Annotated in this window: 10 protein-coding genes; all 10 read right to left on the bottom strand. The window is 51.0% G+C overall.

All coding sequences use genetic code 11. From position 1 onward, the window contains the following. Positions 1–20: 20 nt before the first annotated feature. The gene (locus B5M13_RS31720; protein ID WP_080059474.1) at positions 21–497 is read right to left on the bottom strand and encodes a LytR/AlgR family response regulator transcription factor; all 477 of its coding nucleotides are present in this window, start codon (positions 495–497) and stop codon (positions 21–23) included. A gap of 573 nt (positions 498–1,070) precedes the next feature. Then, positions 1,071–2,825, bottom strand: a complete 1,755-nt coding sequence (locus B5M13_RS31715; protein ID WP_080059473.1) for an SMP-30/gluconolactonase/LRE family protein — start codon at positions 2,823–2,825, stop codon at positions 1,071–1,073. 107 nt (positions 2,826–2,932) lie between these two features. Further along, positions 2,933–3,850: an FHA domain-containing protein gene (locus tag B5M13_RS31710; protein WP_080059472.1), complete on the bottom strand. Its 918-nt coding sequence runs from the start codon at positions 3,848–3,850 to the stop codon at positions 2,933–2,935. 77 nt (positions 3,851–3,927) lie between these two features. Next, positions 3,928–7,908 (bottom strand): FtsW/RodA/SpoVE family cell cycle protein, encoded by a 3,981-nt coding sequence (locus B5M13_RS31705; RefSeq protein WP_080060161.1) that lies wholly within the window; start codon positions 7,906–7,908, stop codon positions 3,928–3,930. A 58-nt stretch (positions 7,909–7,966) separates the two neighbouring features. Next, positions 7,967–9,256: a serine/threonine protein kinase gene (locus B5M13_RS31700; RefSeq protein WP_080059471.1), complete on the bottom strand. Its 1,290-nt coding sequence runs from the start codon at positions 9,254–9,256 to the stop codon at positions 7,967–7,969. 7 nt (positions 9,257–9,263) lie between these two features. Continuing rightward, positions 9,264–10,814: a serine/threonine protein kinase gene (locus B5M13_RS31695; RefSeq protein WP_080059470.1), complete on the bottom strand. Its 1,551-nt coding sequence runs from the start codon at positions 10,812–10,814 to the stop codon at positions 9,264–9,266. Next, positions 10,814–12,271 carry a PP2C family protein-serine/threonine phosphatase gene (locus tag B5M13_RS31690; protein ID WP_080059469.1) on the bottom strand — a complete coding sequence of 486 codons (1,458 nt, stop codon included), beginning with the start codon at positions 12,269–12,271 and terminating at the stop codon, positions 10,814–10,816. Before B5M13_RS31690 ends, B5M13_RS31695 begins: the two co-directional genes overlap by 1 nt. Before the next feature lie 157 nt (positions 12,272–12,428). Continuing rightward, positions 12,429–13,463: an FHA domain-containing protein gene (locus B5M13_RS31685; protein WP_245859607.1), complete on the bottom strand. Its 1,035-nt coding sequence runs from the start codon at positions 13,461–13,463 to the stop codon at positions 12,429–12,431. An 84-nt stretch (positions 13,464–13,547) separates the two neighbouring features. Next, positions 13,548–14,510 (bottom strand): amidohydrolase family protein, encoded by a 963-nt coding sequence (locus B5M13_RS31680; protein WP_080059467.1) that lies wholly within the window; start codon positions 14,508–14,510, stop codon positions 13,548–13,550. Positions 14,511–14,527: 17 nt separating this feature from the next. Continuing rightward, entirely contained in the window at positions 14,528–15,610 is a 1,083-nt protein-coding gene (locus B5M13_RS31675; RefSeq protein WP_080059466.1) for a Gfo/Idh/MocA family protein, read from the bottom strand. Positions 15,611–15,765 lie beyond the last annotated feature (155 nt).

Below are 15,765 nucleotides of genomic sequence, written 5' to 3'. Positions count from 1 at the left end.
ATAGTGAATATAGTTATACGTTACCCTTTAGCATAGTGAATATCATCGAGTACGAACCGTTTCAACTGCCGGCCCGATCTGAATAATGTAGCCTCTTTTTTATCAATCACTAAGTTGGTATCTCTTATAAAACTATGGCTGAACTGTGGTAATAAGGCCCGTTGGATGGCACGCAGGAAACGTAAATAAGGAGCAGGCTTAAGTAAAAAATCGACAACCACATCCAAATCATAACAGGCAGCAGCCTGTTCAGCATGATCAGCCAGCACAATTACTGGTGGAGTATTAACCAGGCTTTCAAGCAACTGAATTCCTGTTATATCAGGCAAATCCAGGTCCAACATGATTAAATCGACAGGATAATCCGTCAGCAACTGGAAGGCTTCCATCGCTGTTGAGCACACGATTGGTGGATCAAAAAGTGTAGTTTGTGTCAAGAAGTCTGTTAACTGACTCGCAATCACTGGATCACTTTCAACAAGCAGGCAGGAGGACATATAATTATAACGTTAAGAGGAAAGTATCTTTTTTTCTATAAATATCGGGCCAAAGTACTCATTTACATACATCAAATTTTCAAAAAACGTATGTTTTAAATACAACAATAAACCATTATATAGTATTTGGCACATTTATCACCTTATAGTCCCTCTTAGTTTCTGAATGCATGAGTCTATCACTCTTTTTCATTGATACAGGAAATATGTATAATTAAATACAACTCTTTAGAAAGTAAAGTAGCTACTACCCATTGATTAACAACATCTTGATTTAAATCTCACGATTATCTGACCTACACAAGTTTTTCCATATTCCCACAAATGGTAACCATAGTCTCCCTTGAAGGTATAGATACCAGAATTTACAAAAATAGAATATTGAAACTAAATACACAATAATAGTCACATAATAAGACAGGCATAAATTATCTGGCCCATAATCCAGCAAGGATTCGATGACAACGCCGGCAGGAGATGTTACCTAATTATTTTATCGAATAATTAATAGTAAGCCTTATCAATTATAGGCAGATGTCTGCTCAGGCACAACTATCCACTATCTGGATCGATTTATAATTTTGGTGCTGTAGGCTTGTTAGGTTTATCCCATGCATTAGCCCCTTTGCTATTCAGCTTACGGCTGTATACCTTGTTGCCACACGTAACGTAGAGCCGATCGAAATTAGCGCCACCAAAACAAAGGCTGGATACGTTCCCAGCCGGGATGGGCAGGATAGCATTGACCCGGCCAGCCTGGTCACATGCCTGTATACCCATGCGAGTAGCTACGTAGAGCCGCCCATCCCGATCGGTTTTAAGACCGTCTGCTCCCGCATTATCGGCCGTATCGGGTGCGTGAAGCCAGTAATACTTCTGTTTATTAGCCAGGGTGCCATCTGCCCGGATCGAATAACTGTAGACCCAGTGCGAATCGGAATCGGACACGTACAAAAGCGTTTGATCGGGCGATAACGCAATCCCACTGGCAGAAAATTGATCGGTATCGACTACAAGTTTTTTGCCCGATGGGGGAATTAGCCACACCTGACTACCGCCTTTGGCCTCAGTACGCTTACTGGTAACATAGATATTGCCATTGCTGGCTACCACCAGATCATGCACAGCCAGCCCTTCAGCTACAACCGACGTCTTTCCATCAGGTGTATAGGTGGTTATGCTGGAGCCTGCATTCGCAGTGGCATACATTCGCTGATCGGGGCCAAATGCCTGACGATGGCCTCCTTTATGCTTGCCACCGACCTGTCCCAGTTTATCGTCGAGGCCTACTTTCCATAGCGTTCCCGCTGGACCATCCGTAAAAAACACTTCGCCCTGAGCATTGGCGCAAAGCCCATCAGCGGAGCGATAGTTTTCGCCAACCAGTTGCCAGTCTGCATTGGGTACTAAAATATCGGTAAGCATCTGATTTTTTGACGTACCTGCTTTGATGGGCTCGGGCCACCCTTTCCACAGATAGCGCATGGCATCGGGAAAAATCGCCGTTCCGTGTTTGCCACTATGAGCCCCCTCGCCCCAGATATGCTGTACGTCGTAGCCCGCAAACGTCAGGGCACGTTCCATAGTCTGATTGGCCATCCACCAGTCGCCCCCGTAGATGTTAAGATCGTTGGTGCCGTCCTGTAGAAAAATGCGCAACGGTTTGGGTTCAACCTTCCGGATTAAGGTATGATAATGATCGGCCCCGCGTAAACCAACATACGTACCAATCGTGCTGAATACCCGGCTAAACGCATCCGGGCGCTCCCAGGCTGCCGTAAATGCACAAACGGCCCCACTACTAGATCCACCGATAGCCCGATCATTCCCGTTATGAGACAGACGAATGGTTCGTCCATCTGACGCCTTTTTGGTTTCAACCTCGGGAAGAAGCTCATCCAGCAGGAACCGGGCATAGTTATCCCCTAACCCATCATACTCAAAACTCCGGTTGAAGCGATCCAAAGCCACATCGGTATTAGCTGCTTTCACACGCCCGTGCATCACGAACACGCCAATCGTGACGGGCATTTGCTTTTTATGAATCAGATTATCAAAAACGGCGGGGGCCTGCCACTGAATGCCGTCTTGATTTATATACACACAGGCTGGTTGAGAAGGCTGATATTGCGCAGGTATGTATACCCAATACTCGCGCCATGTACCCGGAAAAATCCTGGACGACTCGAATGTGAATTTAAGCACTTCGCCTTTGGGGACTCCCTCCTGAGGCTGCGTATCAGGATGAACAGGATACGATTCCGTCGCCTGAGCTAAAAGTACCAACGGAAAAAAGAGAGAAAGGCAAAGCAGAGAGAAAGTCTTCATAGGAAAATAAACCAGGCATTGCGAAAGACGTGCGTCATGCCTAGAACTACCAAAGCCTTCACGTACAATGATTTACTTGATCCTACTCTAACCTATACTGAGCTGCTTTATAGAAGCTCGAACAAGAGTGTTACTTCGCCCCCAAGCTCAATCTGATCGCCATTTTGTAGGGGGTAACTCATGCCGGCAATATCGGCCCGTTCGATGGTATCGTTTGGGTGAATGAGCTTCGTTTTGTTCCCCCCGGAAGGTAGCCCACCTGGATCGACCAGCAGCGCATAGCGTTTTTGTATCATATCAAAGCGAATTGTCGCATGCGCCCGACTAACGGCCCCATTGCCAGCGCCTTTTTGGGGATCGAATCCTGGATCGTCGTCATTTAATATAACAATATCATTGGTCCGAACCCGCCCCGATGCCGTTTGAGTTGTATGTCCACGGCCCATGCAGAACGCGGTTTGCTGGGTTGAATCAAGTATGTATTCCGCTTGCTCCATCTGCCCCACCAGGGCAACTACTCGTGCGCGAAGAGTGGCGCTTTCAGGCTTCGCTCGATCGACAACGACCAAACCCAGATTTCCTTCCTGGTATGTAGTGTCGGGCAATTGGTCAGTAAAAAAGGCGTACTCGAACTGCCAGTTTTTGGGCAGTGTAATGTAATAATCGGCCAGTTGGCGAGCCAGCTCGGCCTGAAACTTTTCCGGTTGATTCGCCCACACAACGACCCGGTATAGTTCTTCTTCCTCAGTATCGGTGCATAAAACTGCCAATCGTACACCTACGGGAGCGGTGTCGGGCTCATTCTGATAAGCCCGAAGTTTACTGATTATAAACCGCATAACGTGCTCCCGTAACTGAGATGCTGGTGGAGGCCCCACCAGCCCTGTTTTTGACGGGCCATGAGTTAGCTGTTTAGACTCAGTCGGCTGTTCAAATTCATCAGGCACGTTGGAGGCTGCTAGAGTCGGTTGCTGCTCGGCTGGGGTAAACCCAAATAAATTTTTGACTTTTTCTATCAGGCTCATAATGAATTGGTGTAACGTGGGTGGAAACCCGTGCGGCCGTAGGCCAGGTCAGGTTGCGGCTTTCCAGCCGCATTACGTTAAAAACTTCCCAAATAGTTACGCTCTTTTAAAATAGGAGCCACTACGGTATTCGCTAAACTGACGGCATCGGCTGATGATTGCCCCAGCTCGATCCGTACTGCCACAACTGTATTCGACCGCCCGTCAGGTGTGGGGGCAAAAAACACATACCAGCCATCGTTGATCTGTACGCCCTGCACAATCCGTTCGGGAGTACCTGTTTTACCAGCTACCCGAGCTATACTAATCTTACTACGTCCCGACGGGGGATTTGATTGCTCGATCATGAATTCTTTTACCTGTTCGGCATAATCAGGTCGTCGGGCTACGGGCTTGCCGGTGGTTATTGGCTCGGTTTTTCCGGCCCGGTCCAGTACATAGCGGGAAGGCTGTAAGACGCCGTTGTTGGCAATGGCTCCGGCCATACGGGCCATTGATGCGGGTGTTGCGGTCAACTGCCCCTGCCCCCAGGCCAGCCCCGAAAACTCACTTCGGTAGCGTCTTGGATATTGTGTACTCTGATACAACTTCCGACGTACGACAAACGATGAATCGCGCCAATGCTGGCGTATCTGAACCCGTTCTGCATCGGTATGGGTATCCAAAAAGGAGTAGCCACCAACCAGATCGACGTTCATCCCTGTAGCTAAATAGAGATCGGCCAGTTCAGTATCCAGCGCGTTATCGTTCGCGATTCGGATAAAATAAACGTTACTCGACCGAGCAATTGCCTTTCGCATATCCACCAGTTCTCCGCAGGGTTCCGACTCCCGCGTTCCACGTCGAATAATTTCCTCGCACGAAATCGGATAGCGAATAGCTGAGGCCGATGAACCCAGTTTGTTAAAGGCGGCCGTGGCAGTCAGGATTTTAGCTGTTGAACCGGGAGCTGTCGGATAGGTCATGCCCAAATCCCGTTCGGTGACTAGATACGAGAGTTTCAGCCGATCCCGATCCGACAACAGCATCACGTCGGGTGTTTTCAGCGCGGGTAATGGATGAACTGCCGATGCCAGTACATCGCCCGACCCAGCGTCCAGTACTACCACCGATAGGCGTTTGTCTTTGTATTCCGACTGTGCCAGTGCCTGTTGCAGTGCCACCTGCAATGCCGCGTTGATACTCAGATGAATGTCGCGATTTTTTGCTTTGCGATCGGCCACTTCCCGGCTATCGATCCCTGCCCGTAACGCCGGAGCCAGCTCGCTGTAGTCATAGACGGTTAGTGTCCGCGCCTGTTGAACGGATGGACTAAAGCGGTCGGCCCGGTAATCGGTCGTAACCAGGGTTGTTTTTCGAGGACGGCTGTTGAAACCCCGTAACTCGCTGAAGTGGGTCGCTTCCGCATAATACCCATTACTTTGCCCCCAGAAGAGTTGCGTATTTAAATCCCCCGTCCAGAAAAACAGGTGCTCTCCAAAGGGATAATACCGTTGCTGCCGTTTTTGTATGAGCGTTTGAAGCTGATCGGTTTTCAGGCCGCTCTGCCGAAGTCGGGCCAGTTGCTGGGTAACCTGTTCAGTCGAGCTGGTTGCCAGCACTAGCCCATTTCGGTCGTAGACAGTACCTGCGGCCAGTGCGCGGGTTAACCGCTCGATTCGGGGGTTGTAGCTATACACAGGATCACCGTTGCGGGTCACCACACGGGCGGGCCGCACAATATACTCGTTACCCCGCCAGCCGATGATGGGCAACAGACGACCAATCAGCACCAGCACACCCAGCAGAAAGCCAGCAATACCCGCCATCAGGACGACATCATAGTGTTTCTCCAGGTATTGGCGCTGCTCAGACTGCCCCGGTCTAGTTGCTACACTAAACACAACGCCCATAGCCATCAAATTGATGATGAGCGATATTTTACCGTAGCTTAGAAAAGGCACACTGATACCTGTTAAAGGCAATAATCCAATGGAGCCGCCTGCAATGATCAAAAACTGAACACCCGTTGCCAGCGCAATACCCGCCACCAGGAAAAAACTAAACGGCTGACCAGCTCGTCGGGCGTGCAGCAAGATCCGGTGTAAGAGAATACCCATCAGCAGAAAAACTGCAACCACGCCCAATCCACCCAGCTCTTCACCCACACTAGGGAGTATCATATCCGTATGAGCGGCTGGCATGGCACTGGCAAAGCCCTTTCCTAAGCCCTGCCCCGTCCAGCCGCCGGATGCCAACGCCCAGAAACTGTGTGCCAGATGGTCGCCCCCGTAGACATCGTTATCCCAGGGACTTAGCCACATAGCTTTTCGGTCGGCCAGACGACTCCCGACAAATGGCAACTGATCGCCAAAGGCAAACATGGCCATTACGAGTACGAGTAGTATTGGGGCCTCGGTCAACAATGCGATCCGGCCAAGTCCGGTTTGAGAACGGGCATCGCCCCGCCAGTACATATATCCGATCAGCCCAACAAAACTGAGTATCGTAGCCAGCCAACCGGGCAACAACCAGAGTGCCAGCCCATAGCCTAGTCCCGTTGCCAGCGTAAGGGGTAGATTTCCCCTGGCGATACTGTAAAAAAGCAGGAACGTAAAGCAAACAACCAGAGCAGGTCCCATATCGCCCAGCAGCAGGTAGAGGAGCATAAGCGCCCCTGCTCCAGCCAGAGCGCCGAAACTTACCCTAAATCGCCAGCGCAGATCGGGGAGTTGCCGAATCGGCTGCTCGTGGGTAGCAAAGAAACCCGCAAAGAAGAACAACAGCAGGTATTTGGTGATTTCGCTGGGTTGAAACGTTAGGCCCAGTATAGACAGATTTACCCGCACACCACTCCCTTCCGGTCCCGAACCAACCAGTAAGGTCAAGAGTGCCAGCCCGACAGCAAGTACCAGCCAGCTCCAGCCAGAAAGCCGTATGGCATCCCGATTCTGAAACGTAAACAGCCAGTCGTAGCGCCAATCTGCATACAAGCGACCAACAGGCAGTTGAGATACAATGGTCATACCCAGCAACCCAGCCGCAACTCCCTGCAGGGTTTGCCAGGCATACAACATATCCTGCAACGGGTCCTGAATCGCTAAGAGGGTCAATGTCGATATGCCCGTCAGCAACATCAGAATAGCTAATAACAAAGGGTCAGGTTGAAAACGGCGGATGTCCCAGAAGCCCTGAACGAGCCAGAAAACCAGCAGGAACAGGCCAACAATCGCCCAGAATTGTAGGGTAAAAGCCGTTGGCGTTCGAACGGTAAAGGCATGATCGGTTTTAAGTTGCCCATAAACGGTAGAGCCAATCAGCCGCAGTTGATGTCGACGTGCTGTAAATGTGTAGCTCTGGTCGCTCGTCAGATGGCTCGTTCCTCTCCGGCTTCCAAACTCGAAACCAGGCTTTAAGGGTACTACACTGTAGCCTGCACCTTTGGTTAAACCCGTGAAAGAAAATCGGCCATCTGCATCCGTTCGGGCATAGATGAATCGGTCTGGAAGGGTATCGGGTTGGGCCGTTGCCGGGTGGTGCTTTAACTGAACCAACACATCGGCCATTGGCTGTTCATCTCGAATAACCTGGCCCGTTATCGCTTCTGTACCGTTTCCGGCACTAACCGAAGCGGGGTAGGCTTTTGGGTTGTTTAGTTCGCGAACGTACAGAACCGAATCGAAGCCCATTTGCTGGCGGGACACCTGCAATCGGCTCTGGAAATCGACTCCGCCCATTCGCCCTCGCCATGCGACGGGTGCCAGCACCGAAAACGACCGCTTATTTAAGGCGCCCAGATTTTCGGGCGAACCCTGTTGCCGAAGTTTAGCGACTAGCGAATCGGCAACCAGCGCCCGATCTTTCGGATCACTGTAGTAATTACCCGTGTTGAGAAGTCGCTGGACAGGCGTCGATTTTAGCCCGGAACGGAGCGTGAAGGCCTGGCCACTGGCAAGAGCCCCCTTCGCCTGATTAAGCGTAGGGAGCAAGTTCATATACAACCGTCCAAATAGCAGTAGCAATATAATCGATGCGCCCAGCAAATAGAAACGGCCAGAATGACCAGAGGATATATTCATAGTTTGGTAGTCATACCCTTTTTGCTCTTTTCCTATTTGGCCGAGCAAGGTTGAAAGGTTATTCGTTAAACGCTGCGACTGAATCAACCACTGCGTTCGATGAATCGGGTACGGTGGCAGGTGGTTCAGGCACTGTTTCTGGCTGAGTTTCGGTGGTGGTCGAATCAGCAATAGTCTCCATCGGGGATTCGGATGAGGCTGATGTGGTATCTTCATCGACCATGTCCGTATCCGAAGAATCCGTCGTCATTCGTGTTGAATCGGCTACGATATGGATTTTGGTTTTGGCATCGTCCAGATAGTTTTTGTACAGCACCGCCAGTCCGATCAGCAGGGTTACCATAAAAAAGATCAGTCCGTTCAACCATCGGCCAGTTCGGTTATCAGGCTCAACATCATCAATTGGATCGGATGATGGGATGGGGCGGGATGGCTGTACAGGAGCAGCCATCGTACGTGACGGAACCGATGGCTGCCGAACTGATGACTGGCTGGTCTGGGCCTGTTCAACCTGGGCCTGCTTCAGTAGAAATACAAGCTCGTTAACGTCATGCAGTCGTTCCGCTGGACTTTTGGCCAGTATCCATTCCAGAATCGTATCCAGACTTGGGGGAACGTTTTGCCCGGATGGCAACCGCAGCGCTGGGGGCGTTGACCGAAGCACTTCGCCCATAAATCGCGCAATGCCCGTATTATCCGTCATCGAAAAGGGCACTTTGCCCGACAGGCATTCATACAGCACCACTCCCAGCGAATAGTAATCGGTAGCCTCATCGACACCCCGTGGATTATCGAACTGCTCCGGCGACGCATATTCGTAGGTCATCAATGATTGCCCCGTCATCGTCTGAGACTGTTCCCGCAGACGAGCCACGCCAAAATCCGTCAGCAGAAAATGAATCTCACCCGAAGGCAGTGAGCGGAAAAGGATATTCTCGGGTTTGATATCGCGGTGAATGATGCCCTGCGGATGAATCGCTTTGAAGGCTTCGGCCATTTGGAGCCCCAGCCGAATGGTATTGGGTATGTCCAGATAGCCCTGTTCGCCAAGCAGGGTGCGTAAGTTGCCACCCTCAACCCATTCCATAACAATAAATGGCATAGGCATATCCAACTGCACTTCGCGCACACGCACGACGTTTGGATGCTGGATATCGGTCATCAACTGCGATTCGAGTCGAAACCGCCGGAGGGTATCGGCATCGGTATTGACGGTAAAGTGCTTAATCGCCACCAGATCACCCGTTGCCAGATGACGCGCCTTCAGCACGCGGGCGTTCGACCGGCCCAGCTCGCCGATGATTTCGTAACCCGGAAAATGCGTATTGACACTGACAGTTGTTGGCATGGGTCAGTTATTGGATCGAGTCTGATAAAGCGGTTTGCAGTAAGGAATCCAATGGGGGCGCAAACCGATGCTCAATAATTTTGTAGGTAAGCTTAGTCCCCCGATCGCTATTCGGTGCGCTCTGAATGGCCGACGAATTGGGGCCGACATTGTTGAAAGACACCTTTTCTGACTTGTATAGCCCTCCGCTATCTTTGTAATAATTCACTTTAACGACTACCGACGAGAATGTGATCTGGCTTGGATTGCTTAGTTGAAGCTGCACGTTTTTGATACCGCCGAAAAAGCCAACCCGGTAGTCATTCACCTTAACAGTCAGCCCATCAGCCGCAGCCTGAGCTTCCTGCCGGAGCTGTTCTCTCCGAACGGCCTCCTCTGCTTCCCGTTGCTGACGCTCCGCTTCTTCGCTACGATCAGACACTTCGGTCGAATCCGTATGGGTAATTGGCGTATCAACGAGCGTTGTGCGTGTACCAGATTTGGGCTTGAGAACGGTAAGGTACAGACCAACGATGCCTAGAAAAATAGCGATTGCCAAAGCCACCCATTTCAGGCTGCCGGACATCGGATTACGAGAACGGGAATTGCGTATCGGTCTGGTTTCCAGCGGGACCACGTTTGCTGGGGTATCCTTATTTTTTTCGGGCTCACGGACTGTTCCGGGCTCTATAGACTCTGCCGAAGGTCGGACCTGATGGGTACGATTCGCCTGTAACCAGCTTAGTTCGGCCTGTTTGATTAGCCAGGTCAATTCGTCAGGATCGCTTAGTCGATCAGCGACTTTCTTTTGCAACAGGCCCCGCAGTAAATCGGTAAACGGGCTAAGGGTCTGGTCGTTCGATGGAATTGTTAGGGCGGGAGGTGCTTCCGTCAGTACTTTATTCATGAACGTCACAATACCCGTATGGTCATCCAGGGCAAACGGTACACTGCCATGCAGGCACTCGTACAAAACCACACCCAGGGAATAGTAATCCGTTGCTGCCCCCACGCTTCGGGGATCGTTAAACTGTTCGGGAGAGGCATATTCGTAGGTCATCAGCGACTGGCCAGTCATTGTATTCGACTGCTCGTGCAGGCGGGCCACACCAAAATCCGTCAACAGAAAATGCAGTTCTCCACTTGGCAACGGACGATATAAAATATTCTCCGGCTTAATATCCCGGTGAACGATGCCCTGCGGATGAATCGCCTTAAAGGCACTGGCCATTTGCAAACCCAGCCGACTAACTGCCGGCGCATCCAGCGAGCCCCGACTGGCAATGAGCTGATTGAGACTACCTCCTTCAATCAGTTCCATGACCAGGTACGGCAGCTCCGCTTCCAGCCGAACCTCCCGCACCTTTACGATATTGGGATGGGCGATACTGGACATAATAGCCGATTCACGCTCAAACCGACGGAGCGTTTCAGCATCGGTATTGAGCGCAAAGTGCTTAATCGCTACTAAATCGCCGGTTGCCAGGTGACGCGCTTTCAGGATACGGGCGTTACTGCGTCCTAATTCGCTCAGCACTTCGTAACCCGGAAACCGTGTGTCAAATCGAATCGTGGACATTACTGGTGTCGTGTTTTAGTTGAATCAGGCTGATTTTGTACCGACAACGTGATGACGGCCTTGCGAAAAGTCTCCTGCCGTATAGCCGCCCGAACAGGCAGTTCAACGTTTTGAAAGGATACATTGGACAACTGCAACCGGGTGCCCTGGGTTATTTCTATCCCGGTTTTAAACCCGCGGATAAGGATATTTTCCAACTGAACCGTTCCAGATCGGGAAATCTGTAAGGCTACCTGAGCCTGGGTAGAATCAGCAGGGAGCAGAACTGTTGGGCGATTGCCGCCCAGTATACTTTGTAACGAATCCGTTATCGACAGTGGTTTGCTAAGCCGGAACGTATCAGCCGGCAAAACCAGCCGATGCTCTTTACTACGATAGACCATTTGTAATAATGAATCCAATCGAACATCTGGTTTTATAACCATCAGTGAATCATACGGTTGACGACGGGTAGTTGCCAGAGAATCGTCCGCTATTGTATCAGACTGACCGGATGGCTGATACTGATACCAGACGATGGCAGCAATCAGACCACTCACGAACAGGCCAACCAGGACTAAGAAACCTATTGAGCGCTTCCGGGCTGGCTTCGGACTCACAGACAGTGGCTTAGCTGCAACAGGCAGAACAACCTCGTCAGGCTGTTTCGACGTTGGCACCTGAGTAGCCTTGTTGGTATCCTTACCCGAAGCAGGTTCATCGCTTATCCTGTTATTCTTAGCCAGAACGACAGTAATGTTGTCGGTCCCTCCCTGCTGATTGGCTAATCGAACCAATTCGGCTGTTTGTTCATCCAGAGACCGCTTTTGCTCCAGAACAGCCTTAATCTGGGCCTGCGTGATCAGGTCGGTAAGACCGTCGCTACAGAGCAGCACCTGATCGCCCGGTAGAAAATCCGTTTCGCCCGACTCCAGAAAATCAGGGTCATCGACCCGGTGCATGGCGGAGCCAACATCGCGTAAAATTTCGTTCCGGCGCGGGTGTTGCATGGCTTCGGCTTCGGTCAGTTCCTGGGCATCTTCCCGAACGCCAACCAGTGAGTGATCGTAGGTAAGTTTTTCGAGAATACCCTGACGATACCGATACAAGCGTGTATCGCCCACGTGAACGAAGGCCAATTTACCCGACTGGCTGTCGGCTACGGCCGTGGTCAGCACGCAACACATATTTGCCAGCCGAAGCTCCTGCTGTCGCTCCTTAAAAATCTGATTATTGGCAAAGACAACCGCTTCTCGTAGCATCGACAACGGATTTCCGTTGGGCGCAGCCATGTACTGTTCAATCGACTCCCTGGCAATAGCCGCAGCCCGGTCGCCCCCGGCATACCCGCCAACCCCATCGATAACCGCCAATAAAGCACTGGTTTCTGCCCAGATCGTTGAGCAAAGAAAGGCATCCTGATTATCGGTTCGGCGTCGGCCTACATCGGTTCTGCCGGTAAATACGAGTGAATTCATTCCGTTCTGTAACGCGGATGGAAATCCGCGATTGTTGTATAAGGCTGCGGGTGGAAACCCGCGCTACCTTATTTATCGAGGTAAATCCTGAAAATGTTTCCAGACCAGGAAACTGACAAACAAAAGCAGGGCGAAAACAATCAGTGCATCGATCATCTTAGGTAGTCCGTTGGAAGTTTAGCGTGACCATGCTGTTCAGCAGAATCTGAGCTTTATCGGGCAGGATATACCATTGTGGGCTAGCGGGTTCACTGCGGGGAATAAGCTGTTCATTTACGCGGGTTTCATTCCGACTGAACGACGCAATGTGAAAGGCTTGGGTTGCATCGTCGTACTGAATACGGGCGTGGGGGTTCGACACGTAGGCGGATTCGAGGAGCAGATAGTTCGGGAAATGCTGATTTTCGGGTTCTTTCCGAGCGATTACAATCTCCCGGTCGCGCATCAGGTACGCATCTTCCTTGTTTAGTTCAGCTATGTAATACGTGATCTCGGCCAGTCCGGCAGCGAGGCTACGTGGTAAGTTTGGTGCATTTCGGGTCGCCGATCCCGGCATGGGCGCTCGTTCGCTGACGGAGGGTGTTGGCTCAAATTTGAACTTAACGACAAACGCCCCCGGTTCACGAAAGTCGATATGCTGAAACGTGTTTAGGTCCACATCCACTTTTTCGTAGCGATTGGTTTGTTTGACCCGGCGAGTGACATGTAGCTTATCCGGTGATTGCCGCTGCTGATTACCGGGCAAAATACCCGTAAGCGCCCCTACCACATACACATCCGTAGGCGAGACGGTTTCGCCATTGAACTCCCGACCACCTCCAAATTTAAAAAACCAGCTAGAGGCTACGGGAGCCACGCGTTCATACTGTCCTTTCTGTGATTCAATAAGCCCCTTGAAAGCCTTCACCGCTTCATCGACAATAACCGGAAAGGCATTTTGTCGTTCTTCGTACGTGTCGGGATGCAGGATGATGAGAAAGTGGGCATTGAACAGCATGCTTGAGCCAACCGACTCCCGACCTATAGAGTCCTGGAATGAATTGACCAGCTCGTCCAGGATTCGTTTGTTCGTTATCGTGACGCTGGCGTTGCTTTGGTTCTGGCTGGAGGGTACGAGAAGATTCCCTAATTTATGAAGCCAGTTGGGCTGATCGGCCATGTGTGAAGGTGTATAGGTGTTTACTACACCCATAAACGCTTATACTCATCATTTTCTTTTGATAGCCGTCAAGTTGATTCAATAAGACGCATTATCTTTCCCGTCTCATTAACGAACTCAGGTCGGTTGCGAGGGATCGCGTCTGATCCACTGATACGCTTTCACCGAATTTTTCCAGAAGTATTTTTCGGCCACGCGTCGGCCTTTGCTCATAAAATACGTTTGGACTAATCGTAATCCAGCATCGAAAGGCAACCACTGATCGCTGTTGGGCCAATCACTGCCATAGAGCAATCGATCTTCGCCAAAAAGTCCAAACAACTCATCCAATCGCTCACGGTAGTAGCTTACTTCCTGAGGAACCGTACCGTCTACCCGGCGTAGTACTTCCGAAATTTTCACATACACCTGAGGGCGCTGGCTCAATGCCTGCAAATAAGCTTCGGTGCTTTTCCGGGCTGCGGCTTCTGTTGGAACGGCCATTTGGGGCAGATGGTCGATGATGACCCGCAGGGTCGGCACTTGCTCCGTCAACCGAACGATCGCAGCCAGTAAAGCCGGGGTCGGGTTGGCGGTATCCAGGACCAGACCAGCCTGCGCCAGCACTTGCAGATCGGCCACAAAGCCGGGGTTTACCAGTTGGCTCGCTAAATCCCGACCCCATAGATTTCCGTACCGGATGCCACGAAATAGCGGATTTCGCTGGAACCTGTCGAGCTGTCGACGAAAATCTGGTTTCCCCGGTTCAAGATTGCCTACTGTTCCAACGATGATCGTATCCTGAGCGGCCCGGTCAAGCACCCACTGGTTGTCGTCAACCCAGGGGCTGGCTTCTATAACAATCGTCCCTACAACGCCCAGTGGTTTGGCGATCTTCCGGTAGCGATCGGGCAGGGCTGGCTGATATAGTGCGTCGTCTTTGGGCGTTGGCCAGGGCACACCTTCCGGGCGCTTCGTATCGAACAAATGAATATGGGTGTCGATAATAGGGATGGACGTATCATTTCCCCAGCCTAAGGAGCTAAGCCCAACGGTTGTGGAAGCCCCGGCCGTTAAGGCAAGAAAATCCCTGCGATTCATGGGCAGAACGAGACAGGCTACTTTAACGAAACGGTTTTCCCTGACTTAGCCGACTGTTTTGCGGCTTCCAGTATCTCAACGGCCGTCACATTAACGGGTAGCTCGTATAAGTCGTTTGGCTCTAATTTCAGGCGGCCCTGCACCACATCGGCCAGTACCGAAAACGGATCAGTGAAGGGAGCAGGGCGAGGAGCGATTTTCTTTCGTTCTTCGGGCTCTTTGGCCTGTAGCCGTTCTCGAATGGTAGTAGCATCAACAGCAACCGCATAGCCCTTGGTACCATATACTTCCATGTCTTTCCGGGCAAATGTCCAGTTCCAGGAGCCCTGAATAATACACTGGGCCGATGGGTATTGCAGAACAATGGTAGCTTCGTCGTCAACTCGAGGATAAATATCAGGCTTGTTCTGATGGGTAACGGCGGTTACGGTTAGCGGTTTTTGGCCGTTCATAAGCCAGGTCATCAGATTGGCACCATAACAGCCAAAGTCGACCAGAGCACCAGCACCATTTTTAGCCGGATCGGTCAAAATCGCAAAAAACTCCTTACTGACACCAATTTCTTTAGGCCCCTCATGCCCATCGTTGATCATCACCTTCTTGATCTCGCCCAACTTCCCGGCCTGGTAGAGTTCATGGATATACTGGTTACTGGCATACCAGGAGGTTTCGAAATTGGTTAATACTTTACTATTGTTTTTCAAAGCAAGCTGTTGAATTTCCTTCGCATCAGCAAATGTCGTAGCAAGCGGTTTTTCGACCATCACATGGATTTTTCGGGGGGCACAGGCGCGGACAATAGTAATGTGATCGCTGATTGCGCCAAAGGCCGAAACCGCATCCGGCTTGGTTTGATCGAGCATCTGACCCAGATCCGTAAAAAACAACTTTCTATCCAACTTGTAGCGGTTGACAAATCGATCGACCAATGCCTGATCTGTTTCGTAAATTCCAACGAGTTCTACGTCTTTCTTATCGGGACGGTTAAATACCCAGCCTACGTGGCCATGGCTTAGACCCGCAATGGCAAGTCGGAGGGGAGATTGGGCGTTGCTGGTCATGAGCAGCAGACTTAACACCGTGGCTAATACATACTTCATTGGTCGAGGCAAAACGGGTTGACCCCTTAAGAAGTGGTTTTTGTGCTTCCTCTACTTGACGCTTTACCGTCACCTAGCCAAGTCTTCTGTTCCGGCCAGCCTTATTGCCTTACAATCGCATCAGTAGATAGCAGGCACTTCAGCAGGTGGCAACG

Origin of the sequence: Spirosoma aerolatum, assembly GCF_002056795.1 — a bacterium.
Classification (GTDB): domain Bacteria; phylum Bacteroidota; class Bacteroidia; order Cytophagales; family Spirosomataceae; genus Spirosoma; species Spirosoma aerolatum.
This window is presented reverse-complemented; position numbering and strand designations above follow the sequence as displayed.